This window comes from Novosphingobium sp. BL-S-34 (assembly GCF_056857015.1).
Genome location: NZ_CM166472.1, coordinates 978,841 through 998,871, shown reverse-complemented (window position 1 = coordinate 998,871; position 20,031 = coordinate 978,841). Strand labels below are relative to the sequence as shown.

Annotated in this window: 10 protein-coding genes; 5 read left to right on the top strand and 5 right to left on the bottom strand. The window is 65.7% G+C overall.

The annotated features are described in order from the left end of the window. Positions 1-12: 12 nt before the first annotated feature. Positions 13-2,928 carry a M16 family metallopeptidase gene (locus AC1VV3_RS04600; protein WP_482961971.1) on the bottom strand — a complete coding sequence of 972 codons (2,916 nt, stop codon included), beginning with the start codon at positions 2,926-2,928 and terminating at the stop codon, positions 13-15. A 112-nt stretch (positions 2,929-3,040) separates the two neighbouring features. Beyond that, complete coding sequence (locus AC1VV3_RS04595; protein ID WP_134093155.1) at positions 3,041-3,496, bottom strand: nuclear transport factor 2 family protein; 456 nt, start codon at positions 3,494-3,496, stop codon at positions 3,041-3,043. A gap of 347 nt (positions 3,497-3,843) precedes the next feature. Here AC1VV3_RS04595 and clpB point away from each other — a divergent pair, with 347 nt between their 5' ends. After that, positions 3,844-6,423: an ATP-dependent chaperone ClpB gene (gene clpB, locus AC1VV3_RS04590; RefSeq protein WP_431566940.1), complete on the top strand. Its 2,580-nt coding sequence runs from the start codon at positions 3,844-3,846 to the stop codon at positions 6,421-6,423. Between the two features lie 68 nt (positions 6,424-6,491). Here clpB and AC1VV3_RS04585 read toward each other — a convergent pair whose 3' ends face one another. The 3 genes from AC1VV3_RS04585 to AC1VV3_RS04575 all read right to left on the bottom strand — a co-directional run bounded on the left by AC1VV3_RS04585 (position 6,492) and on the right by AC1VV3_RS04575 (position 11,652). Then, complete coding sequence (locus tag AC1VV3_RS04585; RefSeq protein WP_431566939.1) at positions 6,492-7,463, bottom strand: 2OG-Fe(II) oxygenase; 972 nt, start codon at positions 7,461-7,463, stop codon at positions 6,492-6,494. 87 nt (positions 7,464-7,550) lie between these two features. Then, on the bottom strand, positions 7,551-10,742 hold the full coding sequence (locus AC1VV3_RS04580) for a TonB-dependent receptor domain-containing protein (protein WP_431566938.1): 3,192 nt from the start codon (positions 10,740-10,742) through the stop codon (positions 7,551-7,553). A 376-nt stretch (positions 10,743-11,118) separates the two neighbouring features. Continuing rightward, positions 11,119-11,652, bottom strand: coding sequence for a hypothetical protein (locus AC1VV3_RS04575; RefSeq protein ID WP_482961970.1), 534 nt, complete (start codon positions 11,650-11,652; stop codon positions 11,119-11,121). A 422-nt stretch (positions 11,653-12,074) separates the two neighbouring features. Between AC1VV3_RS04575 and AC1VV3_RS04570 the strand changes: the two genes are divergently transcribed. The 4 genes from AC1VV3_RS04570 to AC1VV3_RS04555 all read left to right on the top strand — a co-directional run bounded on the left by AC1VV3_RS04570 (position 12,075) and on the right by AC1VV3_RS04555 (position 20,028). Further along, positions 12,075-15,119 (top strand): TonB-dependent receptor domain-containing protein, encoded by a 3,045-nt coding sequence (locus AC1VV3_RS04570; RefSeq protein ID WP_431566936.1) that lies wholly within the window; start codon positions 12,075-12,077, stop codon positions 15,117-15,119. A gap of 99 nt (positions 15,120-15,218) precedes the next feature. Next, positions 15,219-17,306 (top strand): tetratricopeptide repeat-containing sulfotransferase family protein, encoded by a 2,088-nt coding sequence (locus AC1VV3_RS04565; RefSeq protein ID WP_431566935.1) that lies wholly within the window; start codon positions 15,219-15,221, stop codon positions 17,304-17,306. 17 nt (positions 17,307-17,323) lie between these two features. Beyond that, positions 17,324-18,547, top strand: coding sequence for an aspartyl/asparaginyl beta-hydroxylase domain-containing protein (locus tag AC1VV3_RS04560; protein ID WP_431566934.1), 1,224 nt, complete (start codon positions 17,324-17,326; stop codon positions 18,545-18,547). Positions 18,548-18,552: 5 nt separating this feature from the next. After that, positions 18,553-20,028 carry a 2OG-Fe(II) oxygenase family protein gene (locus AC1VV3_RS04555; protein WP_465128119.1) on the top strand — a complete coding sequence of 492 codons (1,476 nt, stop codon included), beginning with the start codon at positions 18,553-18,555 and terminating at the stop codon, positions 20,026-20,028. Positions 20,029-20,031 lie beyond the last annotated feature (3 nt).

Sequence of the window (20,031 nt, the reverse complement as noted above, 5' to 3'; positions counted from 1 at the left end):
CATTTCTCTCCTTTATTCCTGGCCTTGAGGCGCGGCCGGGGCGGCGCGCACTTCCACGGGCAGGCCCAGGCCCTTGAGTTGCGGTTCCACCAGCTTGCGGTCGCCCACCACCACGAAGGTCAGGCCCTTGGGCTGGAGGTACTGGGTGGCGGCGGCACCGATCGCCTTGGCATCGATCGTGCGATAGCGCGCGGCGAGCCCGACGTAGTAGTCTTCGGGTCGGCCGAGGCGGTCATTCTTGCGGATCGCGGCCTGCACTGCCGCCCCGGTTTCGAACTGGTTGGGAAGCTGACGGATCGCGCCTTCGGTGACGCGCTGCAGTTCCTCGGCGGTCACCGGCTTGCTGCCCGGGAACGCGTCCATGTCGGCGATGATCGCCTTGATCGCCTCTCCCGTCTTGTCCGATTGGACCGGGGCCGAGACTTGTACCGAGCGCGGTCCGACAGGCTGTGCAACGCCGCTGCGCACGCCGTAACTCCAGCCCTTTTCCTCGCGCAGGTCCTTGTTGAGGCGCGAGAGGAAGCCGCCGCCCATCACGTCGTTGGCGAGCTGCAGTGCTTCGGTATCGGGCGTGCGGCCGGTCATCGGCAGCACGCGGCCCGCCATGATCACCGATTGCGGGGAGCCCGGACGGTCGATCAGGACGATGCGGTTGCCGCCTGCCGCCGGCACGGCGGCGCCGAGCGGCTTGACGGGCTTGGGCGTGGCCGGGGCCTGCCATTGCCCGAAGGCGCGTTCGAGCATCGGCTTCAGTTCGGCCATGGTCACATCGCCGACGACGGTGATGGTGGCGATATCGGGGCGAAGCCACTTGTCGCGCGCGGCCTTGAGCTGCGCCGGGGTCAACGCGGCCAGTGAGGCGGCATCGCCCAGGCCGTCACCCGGCTGGGCATAAGGATGCGTGCCGAAGAGTTCCGCCCCCAGCGAACGCGCGGCGAGAGCGTTCGGCGTGGAGAGCGCCTGTGCCAGCTCCGCTTCCGACTGCGCCTTGACACGGGCGACCTCGGAGGGGGCGAAGGCGGCGTCGCGGACGATCTGCGCGGTGAGATCAAGCGAAGGCGCCAGATTGGCGGACAGCGCCGAGAGCGTCACGCTGCTGGTATCGAGCGACCCGTCGATCGAGATGCTGGCGCCCAGTCGCTCCTGCGCTTCGGCGATCTGGGTGGCGTCGAGCTTGCTGGTGCCCTGGTCGAGCATGGCCAGCATCAGCCCCTGTGTGCCCGGCGTGTCGAGCGCATCGGCGGCATAGCCGGCGTCGAAGTCGAGCGTGAGGACCAGCTTTGGCACGGCCGTGCGGCGCGCGAGCGCGACCGGAATGCCGTTCGACAAGGTGGTGCGCTCGATGGCGGGGAAAGTCAGGGCGCCGATCTGGCCGAGGGGCGGCATATCGCGTTTGGGACCGGCGGCGAGGGTGGGGGTTTTCCCCTTGGGGGCGGCGCCCTTCGGGTTGGAGCCGGGCGCGGGGTTTTCCGCCTCGTCGCCCCAGCCGCCCATGGCATCGCCGCTTTCCTTGCGCTGGCCGGGCAGGACATCGAGCGCATAGACCGGGCGCGAGAGCCACTTGTTCATGGCCGCCTTGATCTCCGCCGGCGTCAGCGCGGCCATGCGGGCAAGGTCTTCCTTGTATTTTGCCGGATCGTCAGAATAGACTTGGCCCTCGGCCAGGGTCGCGCCCTTGCCGCTGAAGCCGCCGACGCGCTCCAGCCCGCCGATCTCGCCGGAGAGGGTGCTGACGACGGCGCGGCGCACTTCGTCTTCCGTCGGCCCGTCGCGCAAGTAGTCCGCCAGCACCTTGTCGAAAGCGGCATCGGCCTTGGCGCGGTCCACGCCGGGCTTCACGTCCATCGCCATGGTCAGGAAGCTGAGCTGCTGGAAGACCTGCGAATAGGCGGTGACCGCCACGGCCAGCTGCTGTCCGCGCACCAGTTCGTTGTCGAGCCGCGAACTGGCGAGGCCGCCGAGGATGTGCATGCCCATTTGCAGGGCGAGCGTCTCGCGGTCGTTGAGGCCGGGCGCGGTCCAGTTGCGGGTGAGGCGCAGGACCGGCACCTGATCGACGATCTCGCGCTTCACCGGTGCGCCCAGCGTCAGCGGTTCCGCGGTTACCGGCTTGATGTCCGGGCCGCGCGGGATGTCGCCGAACCACTTCTCCACTTTGGGCCGCGCGGTGGCGGCGTCGATGTCGCCCGAGAGCACGAGCACCACGTTGTTCGGGCCATAGTGATCGGTGAACCACTTGCGCACATCGGTGAGGGTGGCGGCGTCGAGATCGGCCATCGAGCCGATCGTCGAGTGGCGATAGGGGTGGCCGACGGGCAGCAGGCCTTCGCTCTGCGCATATTCGAACAGGCCGTAAGGCTGGTTGTCGCCCTGGCGCTTCTCGTTCTGGACGACGCCCCGCTGCTTGTCGAGCTTGTCCTGGGTCACCGCGGGCAGCAGGTGGCCCATGCGGTCGCTCTCCATGAACAGGGCCACGTCGAGCGCGCCGGTGGGCACGGTTTCCACGTAGTTGGTGCGATCGTACCAGGTCGAGCCGTTCGTGGGGGTGGAGCCTGCCGCTTCCAGCGGGATATCGAAGTCCGGCACGTTGGCCGAGCCGCCGAAGAACAAGTGCTCGTACAGGTGCGCGAAGCCGGTCTTGCCGCGCGGTTCGTTCTTGGAGCCGACCTTGTAATAGGCCGTCACGCCGACGATCGGGGCCTTGCGGTCGGTATGGACGATCGTGGTGAGGCCGTTGGCCAGCACGAACTTCTCGTAGGGAATGTCCACTTTGGCCACGAGTTCGGCCGGGGAGGCGGGGGCCGGACCCGCCTTGTCGGCAGGCGCGGCAGGCGCCGCGGCGAGGTCCGCTGTCGGGGCGCTGGCGCAGGCGGAGAGGAGCAGAGCGGCGGCGAGCGCGATGGCGCTGGAACGAGGAGCAAGTCGCATGGCCGAAGGTCTAGCACGTTGTTCGGCAAGGGCCAGCGGCAATGGTGCGGCGCCGGGATCGGCGGAACGCCGTCGCCCTGGATCCAGTCCGGGACGACGGATCCCTGATCCCTCAGCCCCGCTTGAAGATCTGCCCCGAATCGAAGCGGGTGATCCGCCATTCGCCGTCCGGATCGCGGCGGCATTCCATCGTCACGTCGGCAACGGCCAGCGGATCGCAATACTTGTCGAAGGGGCCGTCGCCCAGCGCGGCGAAGAAGACCAGGAGGTAGCCGACTTTCGCCTGGTCGGCGCCGTCGAACGAGACGCGCAGCGAGGTGATGATGTGGCGCATGGTCATCAGGCCCGCGCCCGCGCGCATGGCCTCGGCCCGGCCCTTGTAGAAGGCTTCCACTTCTGCCAGCCCTTCACGCCAGGCGCCGCCGACGTTGTAGGAGACGTCTTCGGCCAGCACGTCGGTCTTGCGCATTTCGAGGCCGTTGTGAATGTCCAGTTCGTCGCCCCATTCGTAGACGACCTGCTTGATCGCAAGCACGTCCGCTGCCTGCTGGGGAGTGAATTTCGCCACGTCTGATGCCTCTTCCCGTTGTTTTTCCGGTCTGGTTGGCGAAGGCTAGGCAAGGCGGCGTGCGGCGCCAAGCGAATGCGGCCCGATCGCCGCGTTCAACGCCCGGGCGACGTTTGGAAGCGGCCTGACCGAAAACCCGCGGAAAATCCTGCCCGATCTCAGGTGATTTTGGGGTGGCATTCGGCGCTGTGGTTCCCATCTTGTAGCCAGCCGGTTCCGGCTCTTGAGAATCCACGCTTTCTTCCCATCTGCGGCCGGAAATGACCGCGGCGCGAAAAATGTCACGGCATGCCTTGTGTTGTAAATATGCAACACTATATGGTCGAGATCAGGAGGCAATTCATACCATGAATCTCGAAAAATTCACTGACCGGGCCAAGGGGTTCCTTCAGGCGGCGCAGACCGTTGCGATCCGCATGAACCACCAGCGCATCAGCCCCGACCATGTCCTCAAGGCCCTTCTCGAGGATAGCGAGGGCATGGCGTCCGGTCTCATCCAGCGCGCGGGCGGCAACCCGGCCTTCGCCGTGCAGGAAGTTGACAAGGCGCTGGGCAAGATTCCCACCGTCTCGGGCAGCGGCGCGCAAGGCGCGCCTGGCCTGGACAATGACGCGGTGCGCGTGCTCGATCAGGCTGAGCAGCTCGCCGCCAAGTCCGGCGACAGCTTCGTCACCGTGGAGCGCATGTTGCTGGCGCTGGCGCTTGCCACCACCACTTCGGCCGGGCAGGCGCTCAAGGCCGCCAACCTCACGCCCCAGGCACTGGAGGCGGCGATTTCCGAGCTGCGCGGCGGCCGCAATGCCGACAGCGCCTCGGCCGAGAACGCTTACGACGCGATGAAGAAATACGCGCGCGACCTCACCCAGGCCGCGCGGGACGGCAAGCTCGATCCGGTGATCGGCCGCGACGAGGAAATCCGCCGCACCGTGCAGATCCTCGCCCGTCGCACCAAGAACAACCCCGTCCTCATCGGCGATCCCGGCGTCGGCAAGACCGCCATCGCCGAGGGCCTGGCGCTGCGCATCGCCAATGGCGACGTGCCCGACAGTCTCAAGGACCGCAGCCTCATGGCGCTCGACATGGGCTCGCTGATCGCGGGCGCCAAGTATCGGGGCGAGTTCGAGGAGCGGTTGAAGGCCGTGCTCGACGAAGTGAAGGGCGCGGACGGGCAGATCATCCTGTTCATCGACGAGATGCACACGCTGATCGGCGCGGGCGCTTCCGAAGGCTCGATGGACGCGGGCAATCTGCTCAAGCCTGCGCTGGCACGCGGCGAACTGCACTGCATCGGCGCGACCACGCTCGACGAATACCAGAAGTACGTCGAGAAGGACGCCGCCTTGCAGCGCCGCTTCCAGCCGGTCTTCGTGGGCGAGCCGACGGTCGAGGACACCATCTCGATCCTGCGCGGGCTCAAGGAAAAGTACGAGCTGCACCACGGCGTGCGCATCACCGATGCGGCGCTGGTGGCCGCGGCGACGCTTTCCAACCGCTACATCACCAACCGCTTCCTGCCGGACAAGGCGATCGACCTCATGGACGAGGCCGCCAGCCGCATCCGCATGGAAGTGGAAAGCAAGCCCGAGGAGATCGAGAAGCTCGACCGCCGGATCATCCAGCTCAAAATCGAGGAAATGGCCCTCGCCAAGGAGACCGACGAGGCTTCCCGGGACCGCCTCGTCGCTCTGCGCGAGGAATTGGCCAATCTGGAGCAGCAGTCGAGCGAACTGACCACCCGCTGGCAGAACGAACGCGACAAGATCGCCGCCGAGGGCAGGATCAAGGAGCAGCTCGACGCCGCGCGCAGCGAACTCGATCAGGCCCAGCGGCTTGGCGATCTCGCCAAGGCGGGCGAGCTGTCCTACGGCACGATCCCCTCGCTGGAGCGCAAGCTGACCGAAGCGCAGGCCCAGGCGGGCAACGCTCTTTTGCGTGAAGAGGTCACGGAGGACGACATCGCCGGTGTCGTCAGCCGCTGGACGGGCGTGCCGGTGGACAAGATGCTGGAAGGCGAGCGCGAGAAGCTCCTCAAGATGGAGGAGATGATCGGCGCGCGCGTGATCGGCCAGAAGGACGCGGTTTCCGCGGTGTCCAAGGCGGTGCGGCGTGCCCGCGCCGGGCTTCAGGATCCGAACCGGCCGCTCGGCTCGTTCCTGTTCCTCGGCCCCACGGGCGTCGGCAAGACCGAACTGACCAAGGCACTGGCCGGCTTCCTGTTCGACGACGACAGCGCGATGGTGCGCATCGACATGTCGGAGTTCATGGAAAAGCACGCGGTTTCCCGCCTGATCGGCGCGCCTCCGGGCTATGTCGGTTACGATGAAGGCGGCGTGCTGACCGAAGCCGTGCGGCGCCGGCCCTATCAGGTCGTGCTGTTCGACGAAGTCGAGAAGGCGCATCCGGACGTGTTCAACGTGCTGCTGCAAGTGCTCGACGATGGCCGCCTGACTGACGGACAGGGCAGGGTGGTGGACTTCACCAACACCCTTATCATCCTGACCAGCAACCTCGGCAGCCAGTACCTGACCCAGCTCGACGAGGATCAGGATGTGGACAGCGTGGAGCCGCAAGTGATGGAAGTGGTGCGCGGGCATTTCCGGCCCGAGTTCCTCAACCGCCTGGACGAAATCGTGCTGTTCCACCGCCTTGGCCAGGAACACATGGGCCCGATCGTCGATATCCAGGTCGCGCGCGTGCAGAAGCTGCTCAAGGACCGCAAGATCACGCTGGACCTCACCGAGGCCGCCAAGCGCTGGCTCGGTCGGGTAGGCTATGATCCCGTCTACGGCGCGCGGCCGCTGAAGCGCGCGGTGCAGCGCTACTTGCAGGACCCGCTGGCGGAGAAGCTGCTCGCCGGCGAAGTCCCCGACGGCTCGCATTTGCGGATCGACGATGGCGACGGCGCACTGGCGATCGTGGTGGAGTGATCGCGACCGTCCCGAACGGAAAAAGGCCTCGGCATTGCCGGGGCCTTTTTTTGTCATGGCGTCGCCGCTCAGCCCTGGTCCCACACGTCGAAGGGCTGCGCCCGGATCCAGCGCGTGGCGGCCCACTTGGCGCCTTGGCGGACCGGCGCGCCGGCATGACGGCTGCGGGGGTCCGGCGAACCGTCGGGGAGTGTATTGTCGAAGGCGACCATGTCGCCGCCGCCGCCCGCAACCGAGAGGTTCTGCTCGGGAAAGCAGGTTTCGCCCCCGAGATAGCCGGTGTTGAGATAGAGCAGCGCCGTCACCTTACGCTGGTTGGTGACGTGCGGCAGAGTATCCATGTGAGCGCGGTATTCCTGCCCGGGCGCATAGTGCAGCACGTTGAGCGGTTCGCCCTGTTCCACGCGCGTGCCGGTGGCCGCGGCCAGCCGCCGCATGATGGCCTGGAGCGGCAGGGACTCGCGGGTCGGACCGACCACGGCAGCAGATGACGTGCGGATCGGATGCGGTATGGCGCGGCCGGTGCGGGGATCCGCGACGATCGAGGGTGCCAGCAGGTCGCGCACGGACATGGCGAGATGCGCGCATTCCTCGGGTGTCACGAACTGCCGCCAGCGCCTGACCTGATAGCCCCGGCCCAGCCGTTCGGGTTCGGGCAGAGCGAGGGGATAGCCGTCCGCGTCGATCTCCATCCGCCCGAGCAGGTCCAGGTCTTGCGCGGCGGTGCCGCCGTAGCGCTCCGCGGTGTCCCGCAGGATGGCCGTGGCGCCTGCCCAGTCCTGAGGGGCGCCGGTACCGTTGGCGGTGAGAGCGGCCTCCATCAGCGCGGCATCCTCGCTGCCGGCGGACGTGGCCGCACGCAGCAGACGGCGCGCTTCGCCGAGGTCGCGAGGCAGGGGACTACCGATCAGCCGCCACCGCGCGAGCATGGCGAGACACTCGGCGTCCCCCCGAGCGCCGGCCTCCTGCGCGATCGCCACGGCGTCCTGCTGCCGCCCGCTGTCCAGCGCATTGCGGGCACGTTCACTGGCTTGAGTCATGACGCCTTTCTTGAACGCTCGAACGACCAAAGAAAAGGGGCGGCAGGATAACCCGCCGCCCCCGAAGAGTGGTTATGAACGAAAAGATCAGAACTTGGCAGTGATGCCGGTGTAGAAGTAGCGACCCATGTTCGGGTAGACGCCCGAGCCCTCGCCGATACCGGTCAGGCCGTACGGAGGCATCTTGTTGAACACGTTGTCGACGCCGAGGTAGAACGAATAGTTGTCGTCGATGTCGTAAGCGGCGCGGATGTCGTGGTAGAACACATCCGGATACTTCTTGATCGGCGCATAGTCTTCGTTCTGCGGCGGCAGGCCGTTCAGCGAATTGTAGTCCTCATAAGTGTTGAGGTACATGCCGCCGATCCAGCGCATCTGGTAGCCCAGCTTGAGCGCGCCGGTCTGGAACGATGCGTTCATGGTCACTGCGTCCGACGGATAGCTCAGTTCGTCGATCAGGCGATCCTTGAAAGTCGGATCGCTTGGGTCGGTGAACTGGTCCATCTTCAGATAGTGGGTCCAGTAAGCCGTCAGTGATACACGACCAAAGTCAAATGAGTGGTCATAGTTGACCTGCGTGTCGATGCCGCGCCACTTGAGCTTTGCATAGTTCAGCGAGCTTTGCAGCAGCGAACCTTCGAGGATTTGATTCGCCTGTTCGCCGTTAGGACCACCATTAGCGCCGGCGCGCTGGAACAGCGGGCAGAACGAGTTGTCGAGGCTCGTCGAATCGTAGCACAGGTTTGCAATGTCCTGCGCGTCGACGGAGGCGATCACGTTGTCGACGGTCATGTCCCAGAAGTCGACTGAAATCGACAGGCCCGGAACCCAGCGCGGCTGGATGAGAGCGCCGACAGTGAACGAATCCGAAGTCTCCGAACGAAGGTCGGGGTTGCCGCCGCTAATGATTTCCAGCGATTGCGCGTAGTTGAAGTCGTATCCGACCGGTACGCCGGCCGCGCGGCAGTTCGCTTCGCGATTGGCTGAACCCGCCGCGATGTTACGCTCGGAGCAAGGGTCAGTGAAGCCCGGTGCGAAATTCTGACCGGCAGCTGAGTAAAGTTCGACCAAGTTCGGTGCGCGAACCGAGCGAGCGTAAGTGCCTCGGAAGGTCAGATCCTGGACGGGGCTCCAGATGGCTTCACCACCATAGGCCCAGACCGTTCCGGCCGAACCCTTGTAGTCCGACACGCGGGCATTGCCGCGCAGGCTCAGGGTTTCGAAGAAAGGCTTGTCGTTGAGGATCGGCAGCAGGATTTCGCCGTAGGCTTCCTTCACTTCGAAGGCGGGTGCCGAGAACGACGGGATGGCGTTGTAGAACGCGTATCCGGCCTGCGTCACTTCGTCGAGATCGTAGCGAACCGTTTCACGGCGATATTCACCGCCGACCGAGAAGGCCACAGGGCCGCCCGGAAGGTTGAGGAACTCGCTGGTGTCGCCCGAGACATAGCCCATGACGTCGAACTGGCGCATCTTGCCGGTGGCGAGGCTGTTGGTGAGGATGTAATCCTTCGCCGCCTGGCTGACCGAACCCTGGCCGAACGGATTGAGCGGAACGCAGGCCGCGACGTCGCCGGCCAGCAGGTTCAGCGGATCGCCGATGCCGGACACCGAGCGAGCGGCAGCGGGGTTGACCTGCGAGCGGCAGACGATGTTGCCGTTGGCGTCCGTGGTGGAGTCAAGTGCCAGCAGGTAGCGCTGGACGTTGACGTTGCCGCGGATCAGGTTGCGTTCCTTGTGCTCGCCGTAGTTGACGGAAAGTTCGTACTTCCAGTCGTCGTTGAAGTCACCGCGCAGACCGCCGACGATGCGGAAGGTCTCGCGACGGATTTCTTCGTCACGGTTGCCGAAGTCGGCCCAGTTGCGACGCAGGTTGAAGCCGAAGGTGCCGTTGGCAATGGCGGCCTGCTGGGCTGCAAGCTTCTGGGCGGCGCTGGTGGTGACGTTGCCGTCATCGTCCACCGTGTCGGTGAAGGCAGCACCCGTGTTCGCGTTCACGGTAGAGGCCGCGAAGGTGTTGGTCAGCAGCTGGCGGGCGTCAGCGTTCAGGTAGGGGTTGTCGAGGCGGACGCGTTCGCGCGTGTCGCCGCCGAGCGTGGTGCCCTGCGAGAAGAACGGGCCGCTCTGCGAGCCGCGGGCATCGGTGCGGCTGTACTTCGCTTCGAAGAACGGCACGAGAGCCGGAGTGATCTCGTAGTGGCCGGTCAGGTTGACGGTATACCGCTTCAGGTCAGGCGAAAGTGCCATGAGCCGGCCTTCGCGGTTGCTGGAGCCGTTGCCACCCTGGAAGCTGCCGTTCGGGCCGATGCCGATGCGTTCGCCGGTCTGCGGGACCAGCGTGCCGTCGGGCTGGAACTGATAGTTGCAGGTGAAGGCCGAACCATTGGTGCCGCTTCCGCAAAGACCGGCGCTCGGGTTGCCGTATGCCGCGACCATGCCGCCCAGCGAGATCGTGGCCGAACGGATGTCGTTGTAGAACGTACGGTCGAACACGCCGTCCGAACCGTTCGGCGTGCCGGCGGGATCGGTGTCGGTAACCACGAAACCGTGGTTGTTGCGCAGGCCGGGGCGGCCGGAAGCGTAGAAGTCGTCCGAGTGCGAGTATTCACCGGCGAGGGTGATGTTACCGCGGCCTTCGGAGAAGTTCTTGCCGGCGACGAACGACACGAACTGCTTGCCGCCGTCCTTGTAGTTCGAGATGCCGTTCTGGGCACGAACGCTGAGGCCGTCGTAATCTTCCTTGAGGATGAAGTTCACGACGCCGGCGATAGCGTCCGAACCGTAAACGGCGGAGGCGCCGCCGGTCACCACGTCCACGCGCTCGATCAGGTCGGCCGGGATCGTGTTGACGTCCACCGAAACGGCGTTGACCAGAACGTCGCTGCCGACGTGACGACGGCCGTTGACGAGCACGAGCGTGCGCGAGGTGCCCAGGCCGCGAAGGTCAAGCAGGTTGAGGCCGCGGGTGCCGAGGAAGCGCGTCGAGTTCGCCTGGCTGAAGTTGCTGCGCAGCTGCGGCAGTTCGTTCAGCTGGTCGCCCACCGAGAGGTTGCCGCTGCTGAACACCTGCTCGCCGGTCAGGATGGCGACCGGGTTGGCCGATTCCAGATTCGGCGTCGAAATGCGCGAACCGGTGACGACGATGGCGGGGGCGCTGGCCGAGTCGTCGGCGTCGGCTGCGGCCTGGTCTTGCGCGTATGCGCTCGTGGCGAAGGCCAGAGCGAATACGGGCAGGCTGGCTGCGCTACGCAGCGCCGCCTTCTTCAGAGAGTTTTGCACGTTGTTGTGTCCCTTGTTGCTTTCGTGCGCACAGCTGGAAGCGTGACCAGACCCGCCGTGCACCCGGATGCAGCAATCTTCGTGCGTGGACGCGGAAGATTGCCATGAGGGATTTCTCGCGCCGAGGGCGTTCGCTTTCAATCGTAAACGCCGCCCTCGGCCGAATTGCAGCTACGGTTGTGACAAACCTGCAACAGCAAAACTCCGCATTTTCAGGGAGATTTCCGTCAATAACTCAGAGTAGTTGTGATCGGATTGTCACAAAAATCTAATGTCTAGGCAATATCGAGACGAAATATGTCGTGCGCGACCCATGATGACGAATTTAGTTGCTCGCGGCTTTTTTGCGCCGATCGTCATGGCCGTGAAGCAAACGTCACTTCACGCGGCGCATTTTGATCGGTCTTTGACCATTCACCGAGACGGTGAACGTTCCAAGCACGCCGCGTGCTATTTCTGCTTTGTTGCCGATCTTGGGGGAAAGCACGAAGTCGCGCGTGTCGTTCTGCTCCCAGGTGCTGCCGTCCTCGAAATCGATCAGCCAGCCCGCACCGGTCCTTCTTACGCCGGCGACGGTCGTCGAGACTGCCTTCAACTCCTCGGCCGCATCTTCATTGCCTCCAAAGCCCATGAGTTTCGCGACCGGCGTTGCAAAACCGAACAGGCCGCGCTTGGCGGTTTCGACAGCCTTCTTGTCGGCGATGACGATTTCGTGCCGGCTGGTAGCCTGGTCGAGCGCGGCAACTTGTTTGTCGTAGCAGGCCAGGCGCGCGGCGGCGTCGGCGATTTCACGGCAGGCGACGAGTTGCCGGTAGGGTTCGGGTTGATCGGTGGGGTTCTTGTCGGCGGCCAGCGCCGCCTGGGAAGCCAGCAGCGCCATGGCCGCCGCTGACAGATATGCCTTGTTCAATGCCCGTTCCCTTCGCTGCCGGATATCTCCGGTTTGGTAGCAAGCCAGACCGTGCGGCAGCAAGCGAACTGATCGAGCCGCAGAATGTGGGGTCTTCTGCTGTGCTTTCGCAGCATTACCGCTCTCGATGGACGCGTCCGTGAAATGATGTTGCGGCAATGTCACGACATGGAACAGAAATTTGCGGACTGAGCTGAACGGGATTCGCTGTAAAACCCGCTCGTCTAATTCGCCTTTGTTGCGGATTTGTCACAAGGATCCGCGAATGTTGCGGGGAACCGTCAAAGCCCTTTGAGCAAGTCCTGCTTTGCGTAATGAAAGCCTATCTTCCGCCGCGCGAAATATCCTTACAGGGGGGTCGCGTGTCGGAAAATTCAAGGGGCGGCGTCACACCGTGCCTTAGAAAAAAGGGACACACACACGTGAACAAGCAAACTCTCACCGCGCTGAAGGCTGGCGCAGCACCTCTGGTGCTCGGCTTCGCCCTGCTCAGCAGCGGCGCCCAGGCGCAGGACGCGGCCGACGACACCGCCAGCGGTCCGGCGATCGTCGTTACCGGCAGCCGCATCGTCGCACCGAACCAGGCTTCGATCGCGCCGATCACCACCGTGACGTCGCAGGACATCCAGCTGCAGGGCACGACCCGCACGGAAGACCTGCTGAACTCGCTGCCGCAGGTTGTTGCCGGCCAGAGCTCGGGCCTCGCCAACGGCGCCACCGGCACCGCCACGGTCGACCTTCGCGGCCTCGGCCCGTCGCGTACGCTCGTGCTGATCAACGGTCGCCGTCTGATGACCGGTGACCCGAACAGCACCACTTCGGCGGCTGACCTTAACTTCATCCCGGCTGCGCTGGTGAAGCGCGTCGACGTGCTGACCGGCGGTGCTTCGGCGACGTACGGCGCGGACGCCGTTGCCGGCGTCGTCAACTTCGTGATGGATACCGAGTTCGAAGGCTTCAAGATCGACGCCAACTACGGTCTCTACACCCACAAGAACAAGAACGGCTTCATCGGCGACCTGCTCGATGCCAAGGCGGGCGATCCGGCTTATGCCTACCCGCGCGGCAGCAATGCCGACGGTGGCCAGTACGACCTGACCGCGGCCTTCGGCACCAGCTTCGACGACGGCCGTGGCCACGCCACTGCCTATGTCGGCTATCGCCGTGCCACCCCGGTTCTTCAGCGCAAGCGCGACTACTCGTCGTGCTCGATCGGCACGAACGCTGCCGGAACCTTCGCTTGCGGCGGTTCGGCAACGGCTGCACCGGGCAACGTCCTGTACTACGATCCGGCCAACACCAGCTCGTCGACGATCGGTGCTCTTGGCGCCGGCACGATCACGCAGGGCGGCCAGAACATCTACAACTTCGCGCCGCTGAACTATTATCAGCGTCCGGACGAACGTTACACGGCCGGCGTCTTCGCCGACTACGAAATCAACACCGCGATCCATCCCTACATGGAATTCATGTTCATGGATGACCGCACCGTCGCGCAGATCGCGCCGTCGGGCGATTTCGGCAACACGCTGACCATCAACTGCGACAACCCGCTGATGTCGGCCGCCCAGCGCGCCGAAATCTGCCAGCCGAGCAACCTGATCAACGGCTTCCTCGGCAACTTCCCGCTGGCAGCTGGTGCGAACTACAACACCAACCCCGGCGCCGCTCCGGTCAACTTCACCGATCCCACGACCGGTGCGACCTACAACAAGGCGTTCATGCAGCTTCTGCGTCGTAACGTCGAAGGCGGCGCTCGCCAGAGCGATCTCCAGCACACCTCGTTCCGTACCGTCATCGGTTCGCGCGGCGAGCTGGGCAAGGCCTGGTCCTACGACGCCTACTACCAGTATGGCCGCACCAACTATACGCAGGTCTACTCGAACGAGTTCTCGGCTGCCCGCCTTGCCAACGCGCTCGACGTTGTCCAGACGGCGAATGGCCCGGCTTGCCGCGTCACGGTTACCGGCCAGGACCCGAACTGCTCGCCCTATGACGTGTTCAGCGGCAACATCTCGCAGGCTTCGCTCGACTATCTGACGGCGACCGGCTTCATGAAGGGCCAGACCTCGCAGCAGGTGGCAAGCGCCAGCTTCACCGGCATGCTCGGCGAATACGGCATCAAGTCGCCGTGGTCGTCGGACGGCGTCAACGTGGCGCTTGGTGTGGAATACCGCCGCGACTCGCTGGAACTGCGGACCGACAACGCCTTCACCACCGGCGATCTCACCGGTCAGGGCGCTCCGACGCTCGACACCGACGGCGCCTACAAGGTCACCGAGTTCTTCGGCGAAATCGATATTCCGATCGTCCAGGACAGCTTCATCCAGAGCCTGTCGTTCAATGGCGGCTATCGCTACTCGCACTACAGCATCTCGAACGGCCGTACCTTCAACACCAACACCTACAAGCTGGGTGTCGATCTTGCCCCGGTCTCGGACATCCGTCTGCGCGCCGGCTACAACCGCGCCGTCCGCGTGCCGAACATCCAGGAACTGTTCGCTCCGCAGATCGTCGCGCTTGACGGCACGACCGATCCTTGCGCCGGTCAGGACGTGCTCACGCCCGTCTGCGCCGCACAGGGCGTCAGCGGTGGTACCTCGCTTAACCCGGCCGGCCAGTACAACGGCCTGATCGGTGGCAACCCCGACCTCAATCCGGAAAAGTCGACCACCAAGACCCTTGGCGTCGTTCTTCAGCCGCGTTGGGTTCCGGGTCTGACCGCCAGCGTCGACTGGTTCGACATCAAGGTGAAGCAGGCCATCCAGCAGTACGGCGCGGACGCGATCCTCGCGGCCTGCGGCTCGGGCACTACCGAAGCGTGCGACCTGGTCAACCGCGACCCCTCGGGCTCGCTGTGGCTGACCTCGGGCGGCTACGTGGTCGACATCTACCACAACGTCGGCGGCGTGAAGACGCGCGGCTTCGAGTTCAACGGCAACTACTCGACCGAGATCGGCAATGCCGGCCGCGTGTCGCTTAGCTTCGTGGGCACCTGGCTGAACAACTACATCGTCGATAACGGTCTGACCGAGTCGTACAACTGCGCCGGCTACTACGGCCCGACTTGCGGCACTCCGCTGCCCAAGTGGCGCCACAAGGCCCGCGTGAGCTACACCATGTCGAACGGCGTCGGCCTTTCGCTGCAGTGGCGCCACCTGTCGTCGGCCACGGTTGAGTTCTCCAACCCGTCGTCGTCGCTGATCACGTCGGCCTCGCGTGCGCTTCGCAATCAGAACTCGCTTGACGACAAGCTGAAGGCGATGGACTACTTCGACCTGACGCTGACCGCCGACCTCGGCAAGAACCTGACCTGGCGTCTGGGTGCGACCAACCTGCTGGACAAGGATCCGCCGCTGGTCACCTCGAACGCTTGCGCCAGCGTCGTCTGCAACGGCAACGCCTATCCGGGTACGTACGACGTTCTGGGTCGCTACGTGTTCACGGGCATCAGCATGAACTTCTAATCGTTCCCACGAACGGTTAGTCTTTGGCGGCGGTCTTCCCCGGAGGGCCGCCGCTTCTGTTTCCGGCGGACACGTCCGCCAAGCAATTCGGACCCCTGCATGACCACGACCGCCAAGCCATCGGAAAAGCCCAATCCCTCGGATGAGCTTCGCCGGATTGCCGGATTGGCTCGCATGGGGCGGCTCGACGAAGCGGCGCAGGCCGTCGTCGCGGCCGTGGCAGCCGAACCCGAAGATCCCGCGCTGGCCGCTCTCGGCGGTGCGGTTGAGTTCCACCGCGGCGATTTTTCGCGTGCTGCGACATATCTGGAGCGCGCCCATTCCCTGCGACCGCAGGACCTGGTCGTGCGCACCAATCTGGCCGAATCCTATTTGCGGACCGATCGCAAGGACGAGGCTCTGGCGCTCTGCGATGAGGCCTGCGCTTTCGCTGAACCGAGCCTGCGCCTTGCCCGGCTCGGTGCGCATCTGGCGCAGGAGGCCGGAGATTTTGCCAAGGCCGCACGGCTTTATCGCCATGTCCTGGCGAGGCAGCCGGACGATTGGTCGCTGCTGAACAATCTCGGCAACACTCTTAGCGAGCAGGGAGAGGCGGCGGAAGCCATCGAGGTGCTGCAGCGCGCGATGGCGCTGGCTCCCGATTCCCCGCCGATCCGTGTCAATCTGGGGACGGCCTTGCTCCTCGCGGAACGTGTGGAGGAAGGGGAGACCGTGCTGCGCGATGCGGCGCGCGATTTCCCGAACGATCATGTGCCGATGCTGACTCTGGCGCGTTTTTACCACGATAACGGTATCGAGGATCGCCAGTACGAAGCCATCGCCGAGGCCGCGCGGCGCGCGCCCGGCAATGCCGCGTTGCAATCCGATTACGGTCAGGAAGCCGCCCGGCGTAACGACTATGCCATCGCCGAAGGCCAGTTCGAGGCCGCTCTTGTCATCGAGCCGGCACTGGGCCCGTCCTTCGTCGGGCTTGCTGCCGTCTACGAACGCAGCAACCGCGAGGCGGAGCTGGAACCCTTGCGTGAGCGCGCCCTTGCCAGCGGAACCGATGCGCAATCGCTGGCCTATATCGATGCCCTGCGTTTCAAGCGGGCCGAGGACTTCGGGCAGGCATTCGAGGCGCTGGAGCAGTCGGGCGAGGTGGTCGTGGCCAATCGCCGCCATCAGCTTCGCGGCATCATGCTCGACCGCATGGGGCGCTATGACGAGGCTTTCGGCGAATTCGCCGCCATGAACGCCAGTCATCTCGACGAGCCGTCGCAGCCTGCCGTTCGCGCCGAGCGATTCCGCGGCGATCTCGCGCGGGATCGGGCGCTCGTGACGCCGCAGTGGCTGGGCGGCTGGAGCGAGACCCCGCCTGCCGATCGTGCCTCTCCGGTCATTCTGCTGGGCTTTCCTCGTTCAGGCACGACGTTGCTCGATACGATGCTGATGACGGCGCCGAACACCCTGGTGCTGGAAGAGGAACCTTTCTTCGGAGAAATCGAGACGCAGCTTGGCGGCGTGAACGCTTTGGCAGGGCTGGATGCCGAGGCCATCGTTGCCGCACGGGCCCGTTACTTCGAGCGCGTATCCCAGCATGCGCCGCTGGGGCCGGATACGTTGGCGCCAGACACGCTGATCATCGACAAGCACCCGCTGCACCTGGGCAAAGTCCCGGTGATCCGCCGCCTGTTCCCCGATGCCCGCTTCGTGCTGGCGCTGCGGCACCCCTGCGACGTCATCCTCAGCTGCTTCATCACCAACTTCCGCCCCAACAATGCCATGAGCAATTTCCTGGATCTGGAGACGGCGGCGCGGTTCTACGATCTCACCTTCTCCTATTGGGAGCAGGCGCGGGAGGTGTTCGACCTGCCGGTCCGTACGGTCGTTTACGAAAGGCTGGTTGCAGACCAGGCGCGCGAGCTGGCACCGCTGTTCGACTGGCTGGACCTGCCGTGGGCCGGCGAGGCGTTCGACCACCGCGAAGCCGCGCGTGCGCGCGGCGTGGTGCGTACGGCCAGCTACGCCCAGGTCACCGAGGCGATCTATACCCGCGCGGCCGGGCGCTGGCGGCGGTACGAGAAGCATCTTGAGCCGGTGCTGGATATCCTGCGGCCCTGGGTGGAGCGCTTCGGTTATTCGCTTGAGGACGACCGGGTGCCGGCCTGGGGCGGCCCGCCGGACCTCGACATCGATCCGGTCTGAACACGCTCGGGGGGGCAATGAACTCAGGGACTACGACTTTCGCGCAAGTGGACCGGCTGACGGCGGCGGGCAACCTCCCGGCCGCGGCGCAGGCCCTGCAGATTTTGCTGGAGAGTGCCGGATCGGAATCGGGTTCGCCCGATTTCGAACTGCCGCCGCTCGATGTGCCGGCGCTCATGGCGCAATGGCTCAAGCTGGCGGGTCTGCGCCGGGCCTTGCGGCAGCCGCACAAGGCGCTGGAGGCTGTCCACCGCGCGCTGGACCTGGCGCCGCTCGACTTCATGGCGCTTGTCATGCGGGCCGGGCTGCTGGAGCGGATCGGCGATGCCCAGGCGGGCGCGGCCTGGGGCGAAGCCCTGGCGCAGTTGCCGGATGGCCCCATGCCGTCGCCGCTCGAAGCTGCCGTAGCGGCGGGGAGGGCGTTTCATGCCAACTGGCTGGAGGAGCGCGGCCAGCACCTGGAGCAAGTCGCGCGGACGGCGGGCCAAGAGGCCGAGACTATCGAGGCCGATGCCGATGCCGATCTGGACTGGCGGATGGCGCGGTTCCGCGACAATATCCTGCGCAAGACGCGGGTCTATCACAGCGAACCCACGCATTTCCATTATCCCGGCCTGGTCGAGCGGGAGTTCCATCCCCGCCATGCGACACCTTGGCTGGCCGAAGTGGAGGCCGGTTTCGAGGCGATCCGTGCGGAGATGCTGGCGCTGATGCAGTCCGAGCGCGCCGAGCTGGAACCCTATATCCAATATGAGGACCGCGAGAACCTGGCGCAGTGGCGGCCGCTGAACCGCAGCCGGGACTGGAGCGCGATCCATCTGCTGCGACACGGCAGGGAAGTGACGCACAACGCCGCGCAGGCGCCGCGCACGATGGAGATCCTCTCGCGCCTGCCACAGCCGCAAGTTGCCGGCGCCTCCCCGAATGCGATGTTTTCGCTGCTGGCGCCGCACACCGCGATCCCGCCTCATGTCGGCGTCGACAATACGCGGCTGGTCTGCCACCTGCCGCTCGTCGTCCCGCCGGGTTGCTGGTTCCGCGTCGGTGCCGAGACGCGGGAATGGCGGGAAGGCGCGGCTTTCGCGTTCGACGATACGATCGAGCACGAGGCGATGAATCCCACCGATGTCCTCAGGATCGTGCTGATTTTCGACGTCTGGCATTACGGCCTTGCCGAAACCGAGCGCGGGGCGGTGGCGGCGACGATTGCCGCGGCGGGCCGCGACGTGGACGGGCGCTAGTGTCCGTGCCCGGGGACGAGAGGCAGGCGCTGGCCGAACTGGCGGAACAGGCGCTCGCCCGCGGCGACGAGGAACAGGCCGAAGCGCGGCTGGCGGCCTGGCTGGCCCGCAATCCGCGCCGCCATCCCGCCGATGTCACCGTCCTCCATTGGACCGCGATGCTGCGCCGCGCGCTCGACCGCCGTGACGGTGCCATTGCCGCGCTGGAGGCGGCGCAGCGGCTGGCGCCGGACAATGGCGGTGTGGTCCATGCGCTGGCGCATGTCTCGCTGGAGGCGGGGCGCCCCTCGGCGCGGCTGTTCGAGCAGGCGACCCTGTTGGCCCCCGCGAAAGGCGAGATCCGGCTGGGGCTCGCCTCGGCGCGGCTTGCCGAAGGGGAAGGGCCGCGCGGCCTGGCCGAGCTGGAGGCGATGCTCGCGGCCAACCCCGGCTGGATGGAAGGACATCGCCAGTTCGCCCAGTTGTCCGTCATGGTGGGGCAGGATGGCCGGCTGCTGGCGAGCATCGAGGCGGCCTTGCAGCGCTTCCCCCAGAGCGATGGCTTGCGGGCGCTCGCTATCGAACTGCTGCTTTCCGGCGAGCGCCATGCCGAAGTCCTGGCCGCAGCGGACCGCGCGATCGCTGTTCACGGGCCGGTTCGCACGTTCCTCCTGGCGCGGGCGGCTGCGCTAGACGAACTGGGACGGGGCGAGGAAGCGGCCGCCGCATTCGCCGCTCTGGGTGCCGCGACCGATCAGGGCCATGCGGTCTGGCGCCTGCGCCATCTGCTGCGACGGGGGGAGGCCGCGCAGGCCGTCTCGGAAATGGAGCCTCTTCTCGCCGGGGAGGGCGCGGAAGCGATCTGGCCTTACGCGGCCCTGGCCTGGCGACTGGCAGGCGATCCGCGGTCTGCTTGGTTGGAGGCGGAGGGGCTTGTCCGCGTGATCGACCTCGATCCTGCCGAGATCGGGCTGGACGCGCTCGTGCCGATGCTGCGCGGTCTCCATGCGCGATCCGGTCGGTTCCTCGATCAGTCCGTTCGCGGGGGGACTCAGACGGACGGGGTCTTGCTGGCGCGATGCGAACCGGAAATCACGCGCATCCGCGAAGTCCTGCGCGGCGAAATCGCAAAATTCGAAGACAGCCTTCCGCCGGTCGATGCCGCCCACCCCACGCTTGCGCGGAAGCGAGGCCGGCGTCCGCGGTTTGCCGGTAGCTGGTCGGTACGGCTGGCCGGCGCGGGCTTTCATGCGCCGCATCATCACCCGCAAGGCTGGATCAGCTCGGCGCTCTATCTCGCTGTTCCGCAAGGCCTTCCTCCCGGCGAGGGATGGCTCGATCTGAGTGGTGCGCCCGCAGGACTGGGCGATCTTGCCCCGCGCGTTTCGGCGGAGCCGAAGCCGGCGCGGCTCGTGCTGTTCCCGTCGTGGATGTGGCATGGGACCCGGCCTTTCGCCGCGGGCGAGCGCATGACGCTCGCCTTCGACGTAGCGCGCACTTGAAGT